Annotated in this window: 20 protein-coding genes; 6 read left to right on the top strand and 14 right to left on the bottom strand. The window is 58.9% G+C overall.

Features of this window, described 5'->3' with window-relative positions; all coding sequences use genetic code 11:
• Window positions 1–30 precede the first annotated feature (30 nt).
• Window positions 31–504: a sigma D regulator gene (rsd, locus tag CLV83_RS15035; RefSeq protein WP_132294022.1), complete on the top strand. Its 474-nt coding sequence runs from the start codon at window positions 31–33 to the stop codon at window positions 502–504.
• Window positions 501–1,472, top strand: a complete 972-nt coding sequence (locus CLV83_RS15040; protein WP_132294025.1) for a WD40 repeat domain-containing protein — start codon at window positions 501–503, stop codon at window positions 1,470–1,472. The genes rsd and CLV83_RS15040 overlap by 4 nt, the downstream gene beginning before the upstream one ends.
• Window positions 1,473–1,565: 93 nt before the next feature.
• Here the strand turns inward: CLV83_RS15040 and bamJ are convergent, their stop codons facing one another.
• The gene (gene bamJ / locus CLV83_RS15045) at window positions 1,566–2,270 is read right to left on the bottom strand and encodes a BamJ family beta-barrel-assembly machinery protein (protein WP_132294028.1); all 705 of its coding nucleotides are present in this window, start codon (window positions 2,268–2,270) and stop codon (window positions 1,566–1,568) included.
• Between the two features lie 63 nt (window positions 2,271–2,333).
• Window positions 2,334–2,831, bottom strand: a complete 498-nt coding sequence (locus CLV83_RS15050) for a TIGR02444 family protein (RefSeq protein WP_132294031.1) — start codon at window positions 2,829–2,831, stop codon at window positions 2,334–2,336.
• Between the two features lie 66 nt (window positions 2,832–2,897).
• Here CLV83_RS15050 and CLV83_RS15055 point away from each other — a divergent pair, with 66 nt between their 5' ends.
• Window positions 2,898–4,823 (top strand): ATP-binding cassette domain-containing protein, encoded by a 1,926-nt coding sequence (locus CLV83_RS15055; RefSeq protein WP_132294406.1) that lies wholly within the window; start codon window positions 2,898–2,900, stop codon window positions 4,821–4,823.
• A gap of 7 nt (window positions 4,824–4,830) precedes the next feature.
• Here the strand turns inward: CLV83_RS15055 and CLV83_RS15060 are convergent, their stop codons facing one another.
• From CLV83_RS15060 to CLV83_RS15115, 12 genes are all read right to left on the bottom strand, one after another.
• Window positions 4,831–6,168, bottom strand: coding sequence for an aminoacyl-tRNA deacylase and HDOD domain-containing protein (locus CLV83_RS15060; protein WP_243642397.1), 1,338 nt, complete (start codon window positions 6,166–6,168; stop codon window positions 4,831–4,833).
• A gap of 161 nt (window positions 6,169–6,329) precedes the next feature.
• Window positions 6,330–8,453: a bifunctional GTP diphosphokinase/guanosine-3',5'-bis pyrophosphate 3'-pyrophosphohydrolase gene (gene spoT, locus CLV83_RS15065; RefSeq protein ID WP_132294412.1), complete on the bottom strand. Its 2,124-nt coding sequence runs from the start codon at window positions 8,451–8,453 to the stop codon at window positions 6,330–6,332.
• A 98-nt stretch (window positions 8,454–8,551) separates the two neighbouring features.
• Window positions 8,552–8,764, bottom strand: a complete 213-nt coding sequence (rpoZ, locus tag CLV83_RS15070) for a DNA-directed RNA polymerase subunit omega (protein WP_132294034.1) — start codon at window positions 8,762–8,764, stop codon at window positions 8,552–8,554.
• Between the two features lie 62 nt (window positions 8,765–8,826).
• A complete protein-coding gene (gmk, locus tag CLV83_RS15075; protein WP_132294037.1) occupies window positions 8,827–9,450 on the bottom strand; it encodes a guanylate kinase in 624 nt (207 codons plus the stop codon).
• Between the two features lie 88 nt (window positions 9,451–9,538).
• Complete coding sequence (locus CLV83_RS15080) at window positions 9,539–10,027, bottom strand: Lrp/AsnC family transcriptional regulator (protein ID WP_132294040.1); 489 nt, start codon at window positions 10,025–10,027, stop codon at window positions 9,539–9,541.
• Between the two features lie 64 nt (window positions 10,028–10,091).
• Entirely contained in the window at window positions 10,092–11,084 is a 993-nt protein-coding gene (locus tag CLV83_RS15085; protein ID WP_132294043.1) for a cyclodeaminase, read from the bottom strand.
• A gap of 25 nt (window positions 11,085–11,109) precedes the next feature.
• Window positions 11,110–12,117, bottom strand: a complete 1,008-nt coding sequence (gene eutB, locus CLV83_RS15090) for a hydroxyectoine utilization dehydratase EutB (protein ID WP_132294046.1) — start codon at window positions 12,115–12,117, stop codon at window positions 11,110–11,112.
• Window positions 12,114–12,830: a GntR family transcriptional regulator gene (locus CLV83_RS15095; RefSeq protein ID WP_132294048.1), complete on the bottom strand. Its 717-nt coding sequence runs from the start codon at window positions 12,828–12,830 to the stop codon at window positions 12,114–12,116. The genes eutB and CLV83_RS15095 overlap by 4 nt, the downstream gene beginning before the upstream one ends.
• Window positions 12,831–12,922: 92 nt before the next feature.
• Complete coding sequence (locus CLV83_RS15100; RefSeq protein ID WP_132294051.1) at window positions 12,923–13,360, bottom strand: universal stress protein; 438 nt, start codon at window positions 13,358–13,360, stop codon at window positions 12,923–12,925.
• Between the two features lie 12 nt (window positions 13,361–13,372).
• The gene (locus CLV83_RS15105; protein WP_132294054.1) at window positions 13,373–14,659 is read right to left on the bottom strand and encodes a TRAP transporter large permease; all 1,287 of its coding nucleotides are present in this window, start codon (window positions 14,657–14,659) and stop codon (window positions 13,373–13,375) included.
• Window positions 14,660–14,675: 16 nt separating this feature from the next.
• Window positions 14,676–15,254 carry a TRAP transporter small permease gene (locus tag CLV83_RS15110; protein WP_132294057.1) on the bottom strand — a complete coding sequence of 193 codons (579 nt, stop codon included), beginning with the start codon at window positions 15,252–15,254 and terminating at the stop codon, window positions 14,676–14,678.
• Window positions 15,255–15,436: 182 nt separating this feature from the next.
• The gene (locus CLV83_RS15115) at window positions 15,437–16,453 is read right to left on the bottom strand and encodes a TRAP transporter substrate-binding protein (RefSeq protein ID WP_132294060.1); all 1,017 of its coding nucleotides are present in this window, start codon (window positions 16,451–16,453) and stop codon (window positions 15,437–15,439) included.
• Window positions 16,454–16,705: 252 nt separating this feature from the next.
• On the opposite strand from CLV83_RS15115, the gene CLV83_RS15120 reads away from it, so the two are divergent.
• The 3 genes from CLV83_RS15120 (at window position 16,706) to CLV83_RS15130 (ending at window position 20,643) form a co-directional block, all read left to right on the top strand.
• Window positions 16,706–17,884, top strand: a complete 1,179-nt coding sequence (locus tag CLV83_RS15120) for a M24 family metallopeptidase (protein WP_132294063.1) — start codon at window positions 16,706–16,708, stop codon at window positions 17,882–17,884.
• Window positions 17,885–17,928: 44 nt separating this feature from the next.
• On the top strand, window positions 17,929–18,927 hold the full coding sequence (gene doeB, locus CLV83_RS15125) for a N(2)-acetyl-L-2,4-diaminobutanoate deacetylase DoeB (protein WP_132294066.1): 999 nt from the start codon (window positions 17,929–17,931) through the stop codon (window positions 18,925–18,927).
• A 228-nt stretch (window positions 18,928–19,155) separates the two neighbouring features.
• Window positions 19,156–20,643 carry an NAD-dependent succinate-semialdehyde dehydrogenase gene (locus tag CLV83_RS15130; RefSeq protein ID WP_132294069.1) on the top strand — a complete coding sequence of 496 codons (1,488 nt, stop codon included), beginning with the start codon at window positions 19,156–19,158 and terminating at the stop codon, window positions 20,641–20,643.
• The last annotated feature ends 16 nt before the right edge of the window (window positions 20,644–20,659 follow it).

A 20,659-nucleotide genomic window follows, 5' to 3' on the forward strand; every position in this document is an offset into this window, starting at 1 on the left:
TTGAGCAATAATAAATGCGGAGGGGCGAAAATGCTGGAAAAATGCCGTAATGCCAAAGAACGTTGGGGCGGTGTCAGCGATATTATCGATCAGTGGCTCGAGCAGCGTCAGCAGCTGATCCGGACCCTTTTCTCCCTTTCGGATTGTGAGATCGGCAAGCCGCTCAACGAACAGCTGACACTGTTCTGCGACCTGCTGATGGACTACCTCTCATCTGGCCACTTCGAAGTCTACGAGCAGCTGCTGCTCGAAGGCAGCGAGTTCGATGACGGCAGCGTCGACAAGGTGCAGGGCCTGTTCCCGCGCATTCAACCGACTACCAATGCCGCACTGGATTTCAACGACCGCTACGGCGCGTTCGACAGCCCGACACTGCGCGAGATTCGTGACTTTGCCGAAGAGCTGTCCAATATGTGCGAAACACTGGAAGACCGCTTCGAACTGGAAGATGAACTGATCGAAGTGCTCCATAACGCTCACCGGCCGGTGGCTGACGAAGCGTGAAGCGCGTCGCGGCCCTCCTCTGCAGCGCCCTGCTGCTGACCGGCTGCGGCACCGGCGACGACCCTGAAAGCTGGCAGGAATACACTGCCCAGGGGATCTACAGCGCCACTCTTTCACCAGACGGCAATCACGCCATCGTCGGCTCCACACAGCACGGCGGCAGCTACTGGGATACTCGCCGCCATGAGCGTCTGTACGACTGGAACCACAAGCAGGGCGACTATACCAATATCGTCGACAGCAGCTTCTCGCCGGACGGGCGCTTCGCCGCCACGGCCAGCAGCATCGACCTGGTGCTCTGGAACACCGACGATGGTAAACCGATCTGGTACTGGATCGCCCCCTCCGAAGTTCTCTCCATAGCCCTGTCCACCAATGGTGATTACGCCCTTCTAGGCCTCGCCAATCACCAGGCGGTCTATTTCGATATCAAGAACGGTGGTATCCGCCGCACCCTGCTACACCCGGCCCGGGTTCGCTCCGTAGCGCTGGATAGCGCCGCCGACCTGGCATTGACCGGCGCTGACGACTACACGGCTCGCCTGTGGGAGATGAGCAGCGGTGAAGAGCTGCACAGCATCAGTTTCGACAACACCGTGGACACGGTGGAGCTATCCGATGGCGGCCGCTTTGCGTTCAGTTCAGCCACGCTGGACAAGGCCTATATCTGGGATACCCGCAGTGGTCAGATTCTGCATACGCTGAGCGGTGACGAAATGCTGTGGAAAAAACGGATCAGCTATATCAGCGCCCGCTTCTCCAGCGATGGCAGCCAGCTGCTGACCGGCAGCGCCTCCGGCAGCGTGCAGCTCTGGGATGTAAGCTCCGGCAAAGAGCTGCGCAAGTGGCAGACCAAAAAGCGTGATGCCTACGGGCCGACGAGCACCAGCATTGAGGCGGTAGGGTTCGGTAATGACGGCCGCTATTACGCGGTGGGCTCTAATGGGCTGATTAACGTGCTGAGATAAATCTTTCACCCGCTCTATTGGCGCGGGGCGCACCTCATACCAGACACGAAAACGGCCGCATCAGCGGCCGTTTTTCAGTGCAAGGCAGTTGCCTTACTGAGCGTCGGAGTCCGGATTGATCTCCAGCAGCTCGACTTCAAATACCAGGGTTTCGTTGGGGCCGATAGCGTTGCCCATACCGCCCGGGCCGTAAGCCAGATCGGACGGGATCACCAGGCGCGCCTTGCCACCCTCTTTCATCATCTGCAGGCCTTCGGTCCAGCCCGGGATAACACCGTTCAGCGGGAAGGACACCGGCTTGTCACGGGCATAGGAGCTGTCGAACTCGGTACCGTCGATCAGGGTACCGCGGTAATGAACCTTAACGGTATCCTCCTCGCTCGGGCTTGCGCCCTCACCTTCGCTCAGCTCTTCATACTGAAGACCGGAATCGGTGGTAACCACGCCATCCTTCTTGCCGTTTTCAGCCATGAACTCATCGCCGGCCGCCTTGTTGTCTTCAGCCATCTTGGCCATGGCAGCCTGCTGTTCCTGCATCTGCTGCTGCTGGAAGGACTGCATGACCGCACCCATCTCTTCCTGAGTCAGCAGAGGCTCTTCCTCGGAGTAGACAGTCTCCACACCGCTACGGAAGGCATCGATATCCAGGTCTTCAATATCCATTTTCAGCTTCTGACCGAGGATCAGACCCAGGCTGTAGCTGAGTTTCTCCTGGTCGGTGCTAAGCTCCTCGGCCTGGAGAGCCGGTGCAGACACAAGCGCACCAGTCAGTGCCACAGCGATTAAGGTTTTCTTCATGCTCGATTCCTTAACAGTTTAACGCGGGTTGTGCTGGGTTAGTCGCCCATTAAACGCGAAAGTTCAGCCACTGGCCAGCCGATCAGGATCAACCACAGCAATAAAAGCGTCGATCTGCGATGACGCTTGCATCACAGCCTGATCGCCCATTTCTGCAACGATCAGTTCAATGTTGCTGCGCAGCGGATCCTCCTTCAACACCTCCGCCTGGTGGGTCTTTTCAACCCTCTGCCACAGCAACATGATCTCTACCTGCTCACAGGCCAGCTCCGCTTCGCGCAGTTTGCGATAGCAGACATCCAGCTCGGCACGCTCGGCTTTCTGCTCTCTCACCCGATAACGCAGCGCGCGCAGCGGATGGGTCAATTCCCGTTGCCAAGCCTGCGCCTCGCCCTGCAACAGCTCCGGCGTCAGCTGCTTTCCCTGCTGCGCGAGAAAGCAGGCCAGAATCAGTCGATTGATACTGCATCCCAGCGTTTGCAGCTCCAGCGCAGCAGCTTCCACACCCGGACGGGAGTAAAGATCCAGCGCATAGCGCCAAAGCGGGTTTTCCAGGGACATGAAAAGGCTCCATAAGCTGCGTGAGTACTGGCGCTGAAGGCCATGCGCGCTGTAACATTCAGCGCCATGATACAGATCCAGAATCTCAGCTTAAACCGCGGCGCCCTTCCCCTGCTGGAACAGGCCAATCTCACCCTGCACTCAGGTTGGAAGGTCGGCATCGTCGGTAACAATGGCGTCGGTAAATCGAGCCTCTTTAAACTGCTGCTGGGCGAGCTGCAGCCGGATGCCGGCGAGCTCAAGTTACCCGCAGGGCTTTCTATCGCCCATATGGCACAGGAGGTTTCCGCCACCGATCGTACGGCGCTGGAATACGTGCTCGACGGTGATGCGCGCCTGCGCCAGGTGCAGCAGCAACTGGCCGAGGCAGAAGCCGCCCATCAGGCGGGCCGCATCGGCGAACTCCATGCCGAACTCGACGCCATCGACGGCTATCGTGCCGACTCCCGCGCCCACCAGTTGCTCGACGGCCTGGGCTTTATGCCCGGCGACGCCGAGCGCCCGGTCAGCAGTTTTTCCGGTGGCTGGCGTATCCGTCTGAACCTGGCCCAGGCATTGATGTGCCGTTCCGACCTGCTGCTGCTCGATGAGCCCACCAACCACCTGGATCTGGACGCCACCATCTGGCTGGAGCAGTGGCTCAAGCTCTACCCGGGTACACTGCTGCTGATCTCCCACGACCGCGACTTTATCGATGCCGTGGTCGGACATGTGGCGCATATGCATAACCGTCAGCTCACTCTCTACAAGGGTGGCTACTCGGCGTTCGAACATCTGCGGGCGGAAAAGCTGTCGCAACAGCAGGCCGCCTACGAGAAACAGCAGGCCCGTATCGAGCAGATCGAGGGCTTTGTGCGCCGCTTCAAGGCCAAGGCCTCCAAGGCGAAACAGGCACAGAGCCGGGTCAAGGAACTGGAGCGGATGGAGCAACTCTCCCCGGCTCATATCGACAGCCCGTTCAGCTTTACTTTCGACTGCTCCGACAAGCTCTCCTCGCCGCTGCTGACGCTCTACGATGCGGATCTTGGCTATCCGGGCCGCACCATACTCAAGGATATCGCACTGACACTGACGCCGGGCGAGCGGATCGGCCTGCTCGGTCACAACGGCGCCGGTAAATCGACACTGATCAAAAGCCTGGTCGGTTCCATAAACCTGGTGAACGGAGAGCGCCACGAGGGCGAACACCTGGAGATCGGCTACTTCGCTCAGCATCAGCTGGAAGCGCTGGACCTGAACGCCTCACCACTATTGCACCTGCAACGTATATCGCCGAAAAGCACGGACCAGGAACTGCGCAACTTCCTCGGCAGTTTTGGCTTTATCGGCGACCAGGCGCTGGACCCCGTGGGTTCCTTCTCCGGGGGCGAAAAGGCCCGCGTCGCGCTGGCCCTGATCGCCTGGCGTAAACCCAACCTGCTGCTGCTCGATGAGCCCACCAACCACCTGGACCTGGAAGTACGCCATGCACTGACATTGGCCCTGCAATCTTTCGATGGTGCCCTGATTCTGGTCTCCCACGACCGCCACCTGATCCGTAACAGCGTGGACCGCTTCCTGCTGGTCGCCAATGGTGGCGTCGAGGAGTTCAACGGTGATCTCGACGACTATCACCAGTGGCTGGCTCAGCAGCGCCGGGAGCAATCCAGCGCCAATGAAGAGGCCCCGAAGGAGACCCGCTCACTCAGCGCTGCCGAGCGCAAGGAGCAGAAGCGTCTGGAGGCGGAACGACGCGCCCAGTTAAGACCACTGAAGAAAGAGGTGGAAAAGCTGGAGAAGGCGCTGGAGAAAACCAGCGATGCGCTATCCAAGGTGGAAGAAGCACTGGGCGATCCGGCGGTCTACGATGACAGCGCCAAGGAACAGCTAAAGACGCTGCTGGCCGATCAGGCACGCCTGACCCGTGAACAGCAGGAGATCGAGGAAGCCTGGATGGAGCAGCTCGAAGCGCTCGAGCTACTCCAGGAGGAACTGGATCAGGCGGATAACTGAGTCAGGCTCAGACCGCCGTCCGATGCCTGCTGAGGGTATGGGTCAACTGATCCAGGCTGTCGCGGTTAGCAAGCAGTGCAGCCACGGCATCTTCGAGATCGCCATCACTCAAGCCCAGCGGCTCATACATATCCGGCTCCAGGGTCGTGATCGGCCCATCGGCCAGCTGCTCACGACGCAGCAGCGCCTGAGCCAGCCTTAACAGGCGGGCATAGGGCTCGCCATCACCGATCGGCAGTTCAAACTGCTGCTGACGAATACCCGAACACACCTCTGACGGCAGGTTCCAGCTGTCCATCAGCCAGCCGCCCACCTGATCCCGCGTGACCTTCAGCACATGCTGCTCCACCAGCTGGGGCTCCAGATGCGGATTGGCCTCGATGTAGCGGGACAGAATGGAGAACTGCGGCTGGAACAGATGCGCCAGCACCAGATAGCCGAAATTATTCAACAGCCCGGAAAGATAGGCCAGGCCCGTTTTGGGGCGGGTTTCGATCGGCATGCGGCGGGTCAGCAGCTCACACAGGGTCGCGGTATAAACCGACTGTTTCCAGTACGGGGTTGAGCCGCGGGGCACATCTTCCGGCAGGTTGAGCACCTGACCCATGGCGATTCCCAGCGCCAGGTTCACCACCAGGTCGAAGCCCAGTACGCGAATCACCGCATCTTCAATCGACTCCACCTTGCCCGGCGCCGCGTAATAGGGCGATGCCGCCCAGCTCATCACCTGAGCGGAAAGGCTGGGGTCCAGACGAACCACAGGGACCAATGCATCAACGCCGGAATCCGGATCCGAGCGCAGCATGATGATCTTCTGGGTTGTGGGAGCCAGCGCCGGCAAACCCAGGGTATCTTCAAGACGCTGCTGAATACGTAGCGCGGTAAAACGCTCCACTGCACGAGTGATCACCACGGCATCACGACCCGCCTCGGCACCGCTCTGCAGCGGGATGGTTTCAGGCTCCTGCGCCAACTCGCCGTAAAGCACTTTCTGCTCTGGCGTTGTATTAACACGCCACTGGAAACTCAGCCCACTGCGCAGCTCGCAGAGGTTGATCTCGCTCTGGCCCTGCAGGGAAGCATCCACCAGCAAGGTGAAGGAGTGCATCAGCCGCTGCTGACCCTCTTCACTCTGCAGCCCGCCCTGGGAGAAATAGCGCTGCGTATCCTCGCCTCTTACGGCCCGCAGCTTGCGGCCCGAAAGCGACCACACGGCAGCCATGTTGAGCAGTTTGTCGGAGGGTACCAGAACCAGTACCTTGCCTTCGGCATCATGCATCAGCACGAGCCGGACACAGGCGCCTCCTGGGTTGTCATATGCGGGGATCTGCACACCTACAGTCACTGAAAATCTCCGGATTGGAAAACGCTAAGTCAGGAATTTGTATCGATGCCCATTCAATACGTTCCAGCGATTGAAGCAGATTATATGAATGACCGCCCGATGACCGCAAAAACCTTTAACTTTCAATAAAGAACTGACACAACACAGAGACAGAAGAGATCTTAGAGACGAGCGATATGGTTTACGCCCAGCTGCCTGCGCAGCTGCTTGATCACCTTCGCCAGGTGAATTCGGTTGAATACGGTCAGTTCCATCTGAACACTGTATAGCTGTCCTTCCCGTTCACCGCTATCGATCTTGAGCAGATTCGCTCCTGCCGAAGCGACCGCCATCGCCAGATGGGCAATAATGCCGCGCTGGGACTCCACCGACAGCATCAATGCCACCGGATATTCCTCTTCCGCCACGCTGGACCACTCAAGGAAAACGCATTTTTCCGGGTCTTCACGCATGTAGCGGATATTGCGGCAATCGGTACGGTGCACTACCAGTCCGCGACCGGTGCTGATATGACCGACGATGGCATCGCCGGGGATCGGGTGGCAGCAGCGGGCATAGTGCATCACCATGCCCTCGGTACCATGCACCGCCAGCGGCTTGCCCTGAGGGGAGAGCGTCTGGGTCTGTTCGCTGTCCGGCGCGACCTCCGGTCTCAAGCGACGCGCCACCACATAGGCCATGCGGTTACCCATGCCGATATCTTCCAGCAGGGCATCCAGGTTTTTCAGTTCCGCCTCATCCAGCAGGGCCTGCAGCTTGTCCGGATCGATATCGTCGATACCGGCGCCATAGTTCGCCATGAACTGGTTCAGCAGACGCCGGCCCAGCTCCACGGATTCGTGACGCTGCTGATTCTTCAGGAAGTGACGGATGCTGGAACGCGCCTTGCCGGTGACGACGAAGTTGAGCCAGGCCATGTTGGGCTGGGCGCGCGGCGTGGTGATGATCTCCACGGTCTGACCGCTATCCAGCGCTTCCGACAGCGGCGCCAGGCGACGGTTGATACGGCAGGAAACGCAGGAGTTGCCGACATCGGTATGCACGGCGTAGGCAAAATCCACCGGGGTCGCACCACGTGGCAGCTCGAGAATGCGGCCCTTGGGCGTGAACACGTAGACCTCGTCCGGGAACAGGTCCTTCTTGACGTGCTCGATGAATTCCATGGAGTCGCCGGCGCGACGCTGCATCTCCAGCAGCCCCTGCACCCACTTGCGGGCGCGGTTGTAGGAACCTACCGCACTGTCGGAGTCACCATAGACCTTGTAATGGGAGTGCTCGGCAATCCCCTGGCTGGCCACGGCATCCATCTCGCGGGTACGGATCTGCACCTCGATGGTGATACCGCGCGCACCGAACAGCGCGGTATGCAGCGACTGGTAGCCGTTCGCCTTGGGGATGGCGATGTAATCCTTGAAACGACCCGGCACCGGCTTGTAGAGGTTATGCACAGCACCCAGGATGCGGTAGCAGTCGTCCACCGACTCGGTCACAACACGGAAGGCAAACACATCCATGATCTCGGAAAACGCCTTGCTCTGCGTCTTCATCTTGCGATAGATGCTGTAAAGGTGCTTCTCGCGGCCGGTGACGATACCGGGTAGATGTTCCTTATCGATCCGCCCCTGAATGGCCTGTTCGATCTGGGTGATGATATCGCGACGCTGGCCCCGAGCCTTAACCACGGCGCGGCGGATATAACGGGCGCGCATAGGGTAGTAAGCCTGGAATGCCAGATCCTCAAGCTCCACCTGCAGATCACGCATACCCAGACGCGCGGCGATGGGAGAATAGATATCCAGGGTTTCACGGGCGATGCGGCGCTGTTTCACCGGCGGCATGGCACCCAGGGTGCGCATGTTATGCAGACGGTCGGCCAGTTTGACCAGAATGACGCGGATATCCTCCGCCATGGCCAGCACCATCTTCTGGAAGTTCTCCGCCTGGGCCTCGGCCTTGGTCTCGAACTCAAGATGGGTCAGCTTGGAGACGCCGTCGACGATATCCGCCACCGGCTTGCCGAACTGGGTTTCGATCCCTTCGTAACTGATCTCGGTATCTTCGATCACATCATGCAGCATCGCCGCCATCAGGCTTTGATGATCCATGTGCATTTCAGAGAGAACACCGGCCACCGCCAGCGGATGGGTTACGTAGGGTTCACCGCTTTTGCGGCGCTGACCATCATGGGCCTGTTCAGCGTAGAAATAGGCACGACGCACCTGCCGGATCTGTTCCAGATCCAGATACTCGGTCAGATTGTCTGAAAGTGCATCGATGGTCGGCATCATATCTCGTAAACCTCAGTAGCGCCGACATCAACACTGCGTCGCCGGCGACAAGCTCTACTCAATGATGATGCCGTATCCGAAAGCGGAGGGAAAGATCAGGCCTCTTCGCGCTCGTCGAGGATGGTGCGATCGACGAAGCCTTCGGCGATTTCACGCAGGGCAACCACTGTGGGTTTGTCGTTTTCCCACTCAACCTGAGCATCTTTGCCACCAGTCGCCAGCTGACGTGCACGACGGGATGCGACCATCACCAGCTCGAAGCGGTTATCGAGATTATCCAGGCAATCTTCAACTGTTACTCGTGCCATTGCAGTCCTCGGCGGGAAATTAGGTGATTAAAATAAAAACGGTCAGCTAGTTTACGTTTCGATCAAAGCTTAGACAAGAGGCTGGCGAGCAAAGCCTCATGTCTCTGCTGCTGCCGATCCTGGGTCAGACGCGCACTGCGGAACACCGAGGAGAGATCCGCCAGCGCGGTTTCGAAGTCATCGTTGATGATCAGATAATCGAACTCGGTGTAGTGGCTGATCTCGGAAACCGTTTTCGACAGGCGGCGCTGAATCACCTCTTCGGTATCGGTGCCACGGCCACGCAGACGGCGCTCCAGTACTTCACGGCTCGGCGGAAGAATAAACACCGAGCGCGCTTCCGGCATCAGGCGGCGCACCTGCTCCGCTCCCTGCCAGTCGATCTCCAGAATCACATCCAGGCCCTTATCGAGCTGCTCTTTGACCCACACCTGGGAGGTGCCGTACTTGTTCTCAAATACCTCGGCGTACTCGAGGAACTGGCCTTTCTCGATCTTGGCCTCGAACTGTTCCGGCGTGACGAAGTTGTAGTCCACACCCTCGATTTCGCCTTCACGACGCGGACGCGTGGTATGTGAAACCGACACCACCACTTGGGAGTCCCGCTCCAGAAGCGCCTTTACCAGGCTGGTCTTGCCGGCGCCCGATGGAGCCGAAACGATGTAAAGATGACCCAGATGTTTCATGTCGCTAGCTACCCTCTGATCGCAAAGGCAAAATTCTAGCAGAACCCGGCCTGTTCGCCGACTCTCTGCCAGCGCAGGTTAGCAGCAATTAGCCTTTGAGAGTTTCCAGCAGGCTGTCCGGCACGAACTCCGTATCCTTGACCCGCTTGGTAACGATATATGTGTAGTAACGACGCAAACCGATATCGGCGTTCAGCATGCGATCGACAAAGCGCTGATAGTCGTCCACCGAGGGCGCAATCACCTTCAACAGGTAGTCGATACCGCCGCCGAGGGCGTAACATTCGAGCACCTCGGGCTGCTCCTGCATGGCGCGTTCGAACTTGGTGAAATCCGCTGCCTGATGGCTGTTTAGCTCCGCCTCCATAAAGACGATGGTCTGGCGACTCAGGGCAGACCAGGCCACCCGGGCACCATAGCCTTCGATCACGCCGACCTTTTCCAGGTGCTGCAGCCGTTCCCAGCAGGGCGTCGGCGACAGATTCACCCGGCGCGCCAGCTCGGTTTTGGTGATGCGTCCCTCCCGTTGCAGGATCGACAGCATCTGAATATCACGATCATCCAGTCGTATACGCATTCAGGCTTTTATCTCTCTTTCTTATTCCCGTGCGCATCCGCTCCTGCGCATCGAACCATCGGGCTTAACTTTTGATCAGCGTACCCAGGCCTCTCTCCGCGGCGATACGCAACGCCAGGTCGGCAATCGCCGTATCCTGAACGCCGGTGCCGGTCAGGTCGCAGAGGGTGATCTGCTCCTCGGAGTGTCGCCCCGGCACCAGACCGGCGCTGATCGCCGGCAGCTCCGGCAGTATGGTGTCCGCATCGATCAAACCTGCTTTTACTGCCGAACGCATTTCACCGCGTTCCAGCGACTGGCTGACCCGATCCACCGCCACCAGATCCGCCTGCACCAGCACACGGGGATCGATCTCGTTTTTCTCCGGCGAATCGCAACCCATGGCGGTGATATGCAGCCCCGGGTGCAACCAGGCCACATCGATAACCGGTTCTTTTGCCGGAGTGGTGGTGATCACCACCTGGGAGGCCTTCACCAGTGCCTCTGCGCTATCGGCAACACTGACGGGAATCCCCAGAGCCTGGGTCTGTTCCTCGGCGTATTGCCTGGCCTTGTCCGCATCACGGCCCCAGACAAGCAGGCGTTCCACCTGCCGTTCCAGCAACAGCGCCTGCACCTGCAATCGAGCCTGCAAGCCGGTGCCGATCACGCCGGCGGTTTCAACCCGCTGCGGCGCCATAAAACGGGCGGCAACGCCACCGGCGGCAGCGGTGCGGATATCGGTCAGATAGCCGTTATCGAGCAGCACGGCGGATACGATGCCGGTCTCGGCGGAGAGCGCCACCATCAGCCCATTCAGGCTCGGCAGCCCTTTAAGAGGATTGTTAAAGAAGCCCGGACTGACCTTGATGGCGAAGTTATCCATACCCGGAACGAAGGCGGTTTTCACATCCACCTCGCCGTTCACCTGGGGCAGCTCCATGCTCAGTACCGGTGGCATCACCACACCACCCTGCGCCAGCCGTGCAAAGGCAGCGGCAATCACGTCGGTGACCTCTTTGGTCAGGGTGACGCACTGCTTGAGTTCAGACTCGGTGAGTATATTGATATCGGCCATGCTCGCTCCCGCTTAGCACTGCTGCTTAAGGATTATCCGCTCTCCAGGCCCCGTGAGTACCATCGATCACCGCCGTGAAGGCATCCATATCCACATTACGACCGGAGACAATGATCGCGATCTTCGAGCCCAGCTGCTCGTTCATCTGCTGGCGACGTTCCGGCTCCAGCAACAGGGCAGCCCCCAGGGTACTGGCGCCTTCAGCCACCAGCTGTTCATAACGGTAAAGGTGGCGCATGCTGGCAGCGATCTCCCGCTCCTCCAGCAGCACATAAGCATCCATCAGTGAACGCACATGCTCGTAGGTGTAGCGGTTGTCCAGACCAATACCGCCGCCGAGGGAATCGGCCAGGGTTTCCAGCTCCTCAACCTCGACCGGCTTTCCGGCCTCCAGACTGGCGGCCATGGCCGCGCCCCGGCGCGGGCTGACACCGATGATGCGGATATCAGGCTTGATCGCTTTCGCCGCCAATGCGATACCGCTAAGAAGACCGCCGCCGGAAAGACCGATAATCAGCGTATCCACCTCAGGCCAGTCTTCGAGAATCTCCAGTCCGATGGTGCCCTGGCCTGCGATCACGTCGGCGTGATCAAAGGGCGGGATTTCATTCATGCCCTGTTCGGCAACCAGCTTATCCACAAGCTGCTGCGCCTCGTCCTGGCTGCGTCCGTGGATGCGCACATCGGCACCCAGGGCCCGAATCGCTTCCACCTTGTTCTGCGGCACCAGTGACGACATGCAGATCGTGGCGCGCGCGCCGAGCTGGGATGCTCCCCAGGCCAGCGCCCGGCCGTGATTACCGGTGGATGCACAGACCACACCGCGCGCGAGCTGCTCGTCGCTCAGGTTGGCCAGGGCGTTCACCGCCCCGCGCAGTTTGAAAGCGCCGGTGGGCTGGGTGGTTTCCAGCTTCAGGCGCACCTCGGTGTGTTCATCACTGAGACTGAACGCCGGTATCAGTGGTGTGCGCGTCACGCGCCCGGCGATCGACCGGCGCGCACGATACACAGCAGCAAGATCGATCAGCTTCATGCAACCAACCCGTTCTCGGAAGACATCAGTTTCAGCCGTTGCAGCGCCATGGCGATATGGCGCCGCCGCAGGTTGCCAACGGCGACCATCTGACCGCTTTCAAGCAGTTGCAGCGTTTCGCGGATCTCATTGGCAAACAGTTCAGCTTCCATCGCCACGGTTTCTTCACGCATCAGGTAGGGCCACATGCGCGACGAACGGTAAAACAGAATAGTGGCGACTTCTCGCAGGGCACGGTTGCCGACGAGCTGCATCAGCTGTTCGAAAAACTCGATATTCACCTGGGCAAACAGCCGTTTCGGCTTGTCCGCGTGCGGTACTTTACGCGCCCGCTCCAGGGTTGCGCGGATCGCATCGAGCAGCTCCTCAGACGGGGGCATCGGTGCCATGATGCCCAGATGGCAGACCAGCTCCATCCGCACCTGGTAAACCTCGGCCAGATAAGCGAAATCGATACCGGTTACCAGCGTACCTACGCCGTGGCGAATCTCGAGTAACCCCTCGAGCTCCAGCCTTCCCAGCACCCGGCGAACCGGTGTGCGGCTGACATCGAACTCTTTCGCCAGCGCCACTTCCGACAGGCGGGTGCCCGGCTTGTAATCCAGCAGACAGATGCGGCTGCGCAGCGTGGAGTAGATATGTTCAAAACGCTGTTCAACGCTACTCAGCGATTCATCCACCTCAGTACCGGAACTGTCCGGCCAAGCATTCATCGTGTGTCCAACCTGCTATTCAAATCGTTATTGTTATGGGAGCCGACCAGCCCTTGAGGGGTGGCCAGCGACTCGGCTCCCTGGATGGAAGATCAGACAACCAGTACCGGTATCTTCGACATCCCCACCACTTTCTGTGAGACGCTGCCGACCAGAAAGGTCTCGGCATCGCCCAGTCCGCGGCTGCCGATAATAATCAGTTCCACCTTGTTCTTCTCGGCAAATTCCACGATGGTCTTCGCGGTATGGCCACTTTTCACGAACGCCCTCACCCCGGGGCACCCCTGGTCGATGGCGTACTTGCGAAAGCTTTCCGCCACCTCCTTGGAATAGCTCTGCATCAGATCATCCATATGTTCCGGATCCCGCGGGCGCACCATCGACATGGAGGCCTCGCGCAGGCTGTGATGCCGGTAGACCGACAGAATCATCAGCTCCGCGTCATGGGTCTTCTGCATTGCAACTGCCACTTTCAGCGCCGCGAAGGCACCTTCCGATCCATCGACCGGCAGAAGTATCCGTTTAAACACCTTGCCTCCTTACTATTTCTCGAACGCAAGATCCCTCAGGAAGAGCGCTATATCCGGGAAGAAGATCAGTGCCACAGCCACCGCCAGCAGGATGAAGACAAAGGGCGGCGTACCGCGAATCACCTCCATGTAGGGGCGCTTGAACACCGCCATGGCCGTGAATATGTCGCAGCCGAAGGGTGGCGTCGCCGACCCTATCGCCACCTGCAGGGTGATGATGGTACCCACCAGCACCGGATCCAGACCGACCGATTCCACCACCGGTGCAAAGATCGGCACCAGAATCAGAATCACCACGATCGGATCGACAAACATGCAGCCGACAAAGAAGGCGATGGAGATCACAAACAGCACGCCGATGGCGCTCATCTCGGCCACACCGACCGCTGACAGAATCTCCTGCGGAATCCGTGCGAAGGAGATCACCCAGGAGAATGCTGCACCGGCGCCCACCAGGATGAACACCACACCGGTGATCAAACCGGTGGACTTGGCGGTTTCAAAGATATCCCGCGCCGAAATCGCCCGGAACACGATGAACTCAAGGATCAGCGCGTAGAGTACGCAGACCGCCGCCGCTTCGGTGGGGCTGAATATACCGCCGTAGATCCCGCCGACAATGATCACCGGGAAGCCCAGCGGCCATACCGCCTGTTTCACGGCGGTCAAGCGTTCACCCCAGCTCGCTTTCGGCTCGGTGGGGACATTGTGGATGGTGGCGTAGATCATGCTGTAGATGGAGAACAGCACCAGAATCAGCAGGCCAGGCCCGATACCGGCGATAAACAGCTCGGAAATAGAGGTGTTGGAGACCACGCCATAGATGATCATGCCGATACTCGGCGGGATCAGGAAGGCGATATCACTGGCATTGACGATCAGCGCCAGCACGAAGTTGTCCTTGTAGCCCGCCTTCAACATGCGCGGGCGCAGCGGTGAGCCCACCGCCACCACGGTAGCCTGGGTTGAACCAGATACGGCACCGAACAGGGTACAGGCCGTCGCGGTACTCACCGCCAGCCCGCCTTTGATATGGCCGACAAAGCTCATCACCATATCGATCAGCCGGTTGGCGGAGTGACCGCGGGTCATGATATCCGCGGCGAAAATGAACATCGGCACGGCAATCAGCGATGCCGGGCGGATACCGGCCATAAACTGCTGCACCATGAAGTCCATTTTACCGACCCCGTTAAAGAGGTCGTAAAAGCCGATGAAGGCACCGATGATCAACGGGATCATCATCGGGAAACCCAGCAACAGCAGGACGATCATTGTCAGAAAGATGGTAGCTGCCATCAGCGCGTCTCCCTACCTATAGCTCAACTTCGGTGTCGTCATATCCCTCGAGCACCTTGGTCGAGAGGTAGATATCCTTCTGTACCAGGTTCTTCACCGCCGTCAGTGCGTACTGCACCCCGGTCACAAAGAAGCCCACCGGCACCCACAGATAGATCCAGTAAACCGGAATCTGCAGTGAAGGCAGGATGCGGCCCGAACTCGCCACCTTCTCGATATACACAATCGAGAAGTAACAGAGCGCGAACAGGCAGATTGAGGAGATCACGGCAATACACACCATGAACACCTTGCGCACCTTCGGAGGCAGGGCATCGTAGATCGCTGACATACGGATATGACGGCCATGACGGGCGGCATAGCCGATGCCGGCGAAGGTGATCAGGATGATCAGAATGCGGTTGACCTCTTCACTGAAGAAGAGACTTTCGCCGAAAACAAAACGACCGATGACATTGGCAATGGTGTTTACCGCCATCAGAATCACACTCAGCGCCAAGCCCCAGGCTTCCAGGCGACTGATGCATGAGTCGATAATGCCGAGAATACCCGGCAGGTCGGACGAATGTTCGTTATCCGCTGGTTTGTCAGCCATACCAGCCCTCCTTGGTGATCAGTACCTTGGACATTGCGGTGTTCTCCAAAAAGTCCTTAACCCGTTCCAAAAGCGGCTTTTGACACGACGTTAGGTTGCACAACGTCTTCTAAAAAAACGCCATCTAAAACAAAGAGGGCCGGCCGCCCGGGCCGGCCCTCTGATCTCTACAGGACCCTGTATTACGGAGTGACTGCTTCCAGGTCAGCCTTAAGCTGATCAAGAATCGCCTTGCCGCTATCACCAGTCATCTCAACAAACTTCTCTTCAACCTGCTTGGCAGCTGCCTTGAACGGCGCACGCTGCTCTTCATTGAGCACGGTGATGGTCATTTCAGGCTTGGCTTCCTTGATCTTGGCAATGGAGTCTTCGTCCAGGCCTTTCTGGTAATCAAGGATGTATTCGAACGCCACGTCAGTAGCATCCTGGATCAGCTTCTGGTCCGCTTCACCCAGGCCATCATAGAAATCCTTGTTGGCCATAACCGCTGTGGTGAAGTTGCTGTGACCCGCATAGGTGATGTAGTCGGTCACCTCATACATCTTGGTGGATTCGATAAAGAAGGCCGGGTTTTCCTGCCCTTGGATGATGTTGGTCTGCAGACCGCCATACACCTCACCCCAGGGCAGCGGAGTCGGGGTGGCACCGAACGCCTTGTAGGTTTCCACCAGCAGCGGGTTGGTCATGACACGTACTTTTACGCCATCCAGGTCGGCCGGGCTGCTCACCGGTTCCTGAGTGGTCATGGCAACCGCACCTTCCGGGAACATGGTCAGCAGCTCGAGACCGTGCTGGGCGTAAAGCTCCTTGAAGTCCTCGTTGATCGCCTTACTGGTGCGGAAAAACTCGTTCAGCTGCTCCGGCTCGTTCGGCAACAGGTAGGGTACGAAGAACACCTGAGCTTCCGGGATCAGCGCGCCGGTGAAACCGGGAGACTGGTCGACAAACTGCAGAATACCGGCCTGAGCCTGTTCCATGATGTCTGCAGATTCACCCAGGGTACCGTAAGGGAAGAGTTCCAGTTCGTGGTCTGAGTTTTTCTCGATCTCCTCCTTGAACTTGGTCGCATACATACCCTGAACATCGGTAAGTGCCTCTTCAAAGGCATAGCGCCAGGTATCTGCCTGAGCGACGCCGGTGGTCATCACCATCCCCGCAATCACGCTCGCCAGATATTTCGGAGTGAGTGTCTTCTTCATCTGATATCCCTCTACTGGAAGTGATTTATCTGATTGCAGTGCGTATCTGACAGCGTCTGCAGGCTGTGGAGAGAGGCTTCCCCTGATCCGCACAGTTCCATTCAACATACAACCTAAAAGCAGATTTGCAACCGAGATGTATACATTCGATTAAATTCGTACTAAACATATGCCCTATAGACACCATGTCTGCGCACCTACGAAAAACATTTGTGTACATCTCAACCCTTCAACGTGACAGGGAGAATCCACGTGAAACCAAGTCGCCGTCGTTTTGACGCGGGTGAATACCTTGTGCGTCAGGCAAAAACCCGTAAATCAATGATAGACCATGGCATCGACGTGCTCGTGATCGCCGATCCATCCAACATCTGCTGGCTGACCGGCTATGACGCCTGGTCCTTCTATGTCTACCAGTGCGTGGTGATCAGCGCTGACAGCGAGTTGATCTGGTTTGGCCGCGGTATCGACGCACCAGCAGCGCATATCACCACCAACCTGCCGGAAGAGGACATCATCGCCTACCCGGACCACTACGTTCAGTCGGCAGAGGTGCACCCCACCGAGTATCTGGCCCAGGTGCTGAAGCAGCGCCAGCTGGACACCGGCGTCATCGGTGGCGAGATGGACAACTACTACCAGACCTATCGCGGCATGCAGCTGTTCATGGAGTGCCTGCCCGACGCCACCTTTGTCGATGCCACCGCCCTGGTGAACTGGCAGCGTGCGGTCAAGTCGCCCGCGGAGATCGAGTACATGCGCCGCGCAGGCTCTGTTATCGAGGAGGTGTACAAGCGGGTGCTCGACGTGGCCGAACCCGGGCTGCGCAAGAATGATCTGGTGGCGGAGATTCTTCACGCCAGCACCAAAGGCACCCCGGATATTTACGGCGACTATGCTGCGATTCAGCCGCTGCTGGCCTCGGGCCCCGAGGCCAGCGCCTGTCACCTGACCTGGGACGATACGCCGATCGAGAACAACACCGGCATGTGCCTGGAGCTGGCAGGCGTGCATAACCGCTACCACTGCCCGGTGAGCCGCACCATCCACTTCGGCAAGCCCTCACAGAAATATCTGGATATCGAAGCGGTGATCCTGGACGCCATCGACATGGTGCTGGATATGTTCAGGCCAGGCGTCACCTGCGGCGAAGTCGCCACGGCGTTCACCAACCACATCCGCAAGCACGGCTACGAGAAGGACAACCGGTGTGGCTACTCCATCGGCCTGAGCTACCCTCCAGACTGGGGCGAGCGCACCATGAGCCTGCGTGATATCGATGACACCGTGCTGGAAGAGGGGATGTGCTTCCACTTCATGCCCGGCATGTGGTTTGACGACTGGGGCTTCGAAATCACCGAAAGCATGACGGTCACCCCCGATGGCGGCCTGACGCTGTCCCACGTACCACGCAAGCTGTTCGTTAAATAGCAACGGCCAGCTGTTTTACCGCAGCCAATTTCTGGAGCTGATTTATGCGTAACAACCCGATCACGCCAACGATCGATTTCGACAAGGATGGCATCCAGCACGGCTTTCTGCGCCTGCCTTACTCCCGCGACGACTCCGCCTGGGGCGCGGTGATGATCCCGGTCACCCAGTTCAAACACGGCGATGGCCCCACCGCGCTGATGACCGGCGGCAACCACGGTGATGAATACGAAGGGCCGATCGCCCTGTACAACTTTGCCAACCGCACCGATATCGAAAACTTCCAGGGTCGCGTTATCGTGATTCCGGCGATGAACTTCCCGGCATTTCAGCAAGCCACCCGCGTATCGCCGGTGGACAAGCTCAACCTGAACCGAATTTTTCCCGGCCGTCCGGACGGCAGCCTGACGGAGGTGATCGCCGATTACTTCTCCCGCACCCTGGTGCCAATGGCGGATTACGTGCTGGATATTCACTCCGGCGGCAAGACCCTGGATTTCGTGCCCTTTGCGGCCTCCCACATTCTCGACGATAAACAGCAGCAGAACGCCTGCGAGGCCGCCGCCAAAGCGTTTGGCGCGCCCTATTATCTGCAGATGCTGGAGATCGACGCCGCCGGGTTGTACGACACCCTGGTGGAAGAATCCGGCAAGGTGTTTGTCACCACCGAACTCGGTGGTGGCGGTACCACCTACCCGCATACCGTCGATATCGCCCGCCGCGGTGTGGATAACTTCCTGATTCACGCCGGTATCCTCAAGGGCGAACCGCGCCTGCCCGATACCGAAGCGATAAACCTGGATATGCCGGACTTTCGCTCGTTTATCTTCTCCGAGCATGCAGGGCTGGTGGAGCCCTGTGTCGCAATGGGCGATATCGTCCGTGAGGGCGAGGTGATTGCCCGTATTCACAGCATCGAGCGCACCTCCTCGACCGCCCCGGCAGAATATCTGGCGCCTCGTGATGGCATGGTGATCTGTCGCCATGTGCCGTCGTTGATCAAGATCGGTGACTGTCTGAACGTGATCGCTGAAGTCGTTTAATACCTTTCTAATTCAAATAGTTATTCGCAACAAAAAAGTCCGGGAGAAACTCTCTCCCGGACGAGCCGCAAAAAAGAGAGTTTCTCCCCGGGACAGCCCGATTTCAGAAAACCCCTCGCCGGTTTCTGACCCACAATGAATCCATCGCCTTCTCCACCCAAGAACAGTCGGAGGAGAACGCAGCCAGGGTTCAATCACCTGGTGAATACCATTGGGAGGACACGAATCATGCTGTCAGTAAAAAAACGCCACGAACGCGACGCCCTGCTCGACCGATTGAACGACCCGACGCTGTTCCGGGAGTTTGCCTACGTGGACGGCGAATGGCGTTCCGGTGACGGCGACGCCAAGATCGATGTTTCCAACCCGGCTGATGGCAGCTGGATCGGTTCCGTCGCCAGCCTCAGTGCAGAGCAGAGCCGCACCGCCGTGCAGGTGGCGCACAAGGCGTTCGGCGACTGGTCGATGATGCTGCCCCAGGATCGCAGCCGCATCCTGCGCCGCTGGTACGACCTGATGCTGGAAAACAAAGAGGATCTGGCGCTGCTGATGACCGTGGAACAGGGCAAACCCCTGTCCGAATCCCGCGGCGAGATCGAATATGCCGCCGGCTTTCTCGAGTACTACGCCGAAGAGGGCAAGCGCCTCAATATCGAGAGCGTCATGTCGCACCTGGTTCATGCAGAGGTAGAGCTCTGGCGCGAGCCGGTGGGCGTGGCGGCATTGATCACCCCCTGGAACTTCCCCTCTGCCATGCTGACCCGCAAGGCCGGAGCAGCGATGGCGGCCGGCTGCACCGTGGTGGCTCATCCCTCCTGGGAGACGCCGTTCTCGGCGCTGGCCCTGGCGGAGCTGGCTGAGCGTGCCGGCGTACCGGCCGGTGTGTTTAACGTGGTTACCGGCGAAGCACCCACCGTGGTCAAACCCTGGACAGAGATGCCGGAGGTGCGCGCCCTGTCGTTCACCGGCTCCACCGAGATCGGCAAGCTGCTCTATCGCCAGAGTGCCGACACGGTAAAACGCCTGGTACTGGAACTGGGCGGCCATGCGCCTTTCCTGGTGTTCGCCGATGCTGACCTGGAACACGCCGTGGACTGCGCCATCGACGCCAAGTTCGCCACCTCCGGGCAGGACTGCCTGGCCGCCAACCGCATCCTGGTGGAACGCCCGATCTACGAGGAGTTCTGCCAGCGCTTTGCCGAGAAAACCGCCGCGCTTACGGTCGGTGCCGGCATCGACGATCCGGTGATCGGCCCGCTGATGAATGCAAAGGCGGTGGCAAAACAGGAAGAGCATGTCAGCGACGCCGTCGAAAAAGGCGCGCGGGTGCTGACCGGCGGCAAGGTACATAAGGCCGGTCCGCTGTTCTTTGAACCGACGGTGCTGGCGGATGTACCCACCGGCGCGAAGATCTTCCATGAGGAGACATTCGGCCCGGTAGCTGCCATCGCCCCCTTCGACACCGAAGCGGAAGCGATCGGCCGCGCCAATGACACCGAATACGGCCTCGTAAGTTACGTTCATACCGAAAGCGCCCACCGTATCTACCGCCTGACCAAGGCGTTGCAGTACGGCATGGTCGCGGTAAATCGCACCAAGGTTACCGGTGCACCCATCCCCTTTGGCGGGATGAAACAGTCCGGTATCGGCCGTGAAGGCGCGCGCCAGGGCATTGAAGCTTTTACTGAAATTAAATATGTCTGCCGGGACTTTTAAGGGCCGGATCACTACT

It is taken from the genome of Marinobacterium mangrovicola, assembly GCF_004339595.1.
Lineage (GTDB): Bacteria > Pseudomonadota > Gammaproteobacteria > Pseudomonadales > Balneatricaceae > Marinobacterium_D > Marinobacterium_D mangrovicola.

Coding starts and splice junctions, on each gene's coding strand:
- rsd (WP_132294022.1), top strand. CDS start 31: ATGCTGGAAAAATGCCGTAATGCCAAAGAACGTTGGGGCGGTGTCAGC.
- bamJ (WP_132294028.1), bottom strand. CDS start 2,270: ATGAAGAAAACCTTAATCGCTGTGGCACTGACTGGTGCGCTTGTGTCT.
- CLV83_RS15050 (WP_132294031.1), bottom strand. CDS start 2,831: ATGTCCCTGGAAAACCCGCTTTGGCGCTATGCGCTGGATCTTTACTCC.
- CLV83_RS15055 (WP_132294406.1), top strand. CDS start 2,898: ATGATACAGATCCAGAATCTCAGCTTAAACCGCGGCGCCCTTCCCCTG.
- spoT (WP_132294412.1), bottom strand. CDS start 8,453: ATGCCGACCATCGATGCACTTTCAGACAATCTGACCGAGTATCTGGAT.
- rpoZ (WP_132294034.1), bottom strand. CDS start 8,764: ATGGCACGAGTAACAGTTGAAGATTGCCTGGATAATCTCGATAACCGC.
- gmk (WP_132294037.1), bottom strand. CDS start 9,450: ATGAAACATCTGGGTCATCTTTACATCGTTTCGGCTCCATCGGGCGCC.
- CLV83_RS15080 (WP_132294040.1), bottom strand. CDS start 10,027: ATGCGTATACGACTGGATGATCGTGATATTCAGATGCTGTCGATCCTG.
- CLV83_RS15085 (WP_132294043.1), bottom strand. CDS start 11,084: ATGGCCGATATCAATATACTCACCGAGTCTGAACTCAAGCAGTGCGTC.
- eutB (WP_132294046.1), bottom strand. CDS start 12,117: ATGAAGCTGATCGATCTTGCTGCTGTGTATCGTGCGCGCCGGTCGATC.
- CLV83_RS15095 (WP_132294048.1), bottom strand. CDS start 12,830: ATGAATGCTTGGCCGGACAGTTCCGGTACTGAGGTGGATGAATCGCTG.
- CLV83_RS15105 (WP_132294054.1), bottom strand. CDS start 14,659: ATGGCAGCTACCATCTTTCTGACAATGATCGTCCTGCTGTTGCTGGGT.
- CLV83_RS15110 (WP_132294057.1), bottom strand. CDS start 15,254: ATGGCTGACAAACCAGCGGATAACGAACATTCGTCCGACCTGCCGGGT.
- CLV83_RS15115 (WP_132294060.1), bottom strand. CDS start 16,453: ATGAAGAAGACACTCACTCCGAAATATCTGGCGAGCGTGATTGCGGGG.
- doeB (WP_132294066.1), top strand. CDS start 17,929: ATGCGTAACAACCCGATCACGCCAACGATCGATTTCGACAAGGATGGC.
- CLV83_RS15130 (WP_132294069.1), top strand. CDS start 19,156: ATGCTGTCAGTAAAAAAACGCCACGAACGCGACGCCCTGCTCGACCGA.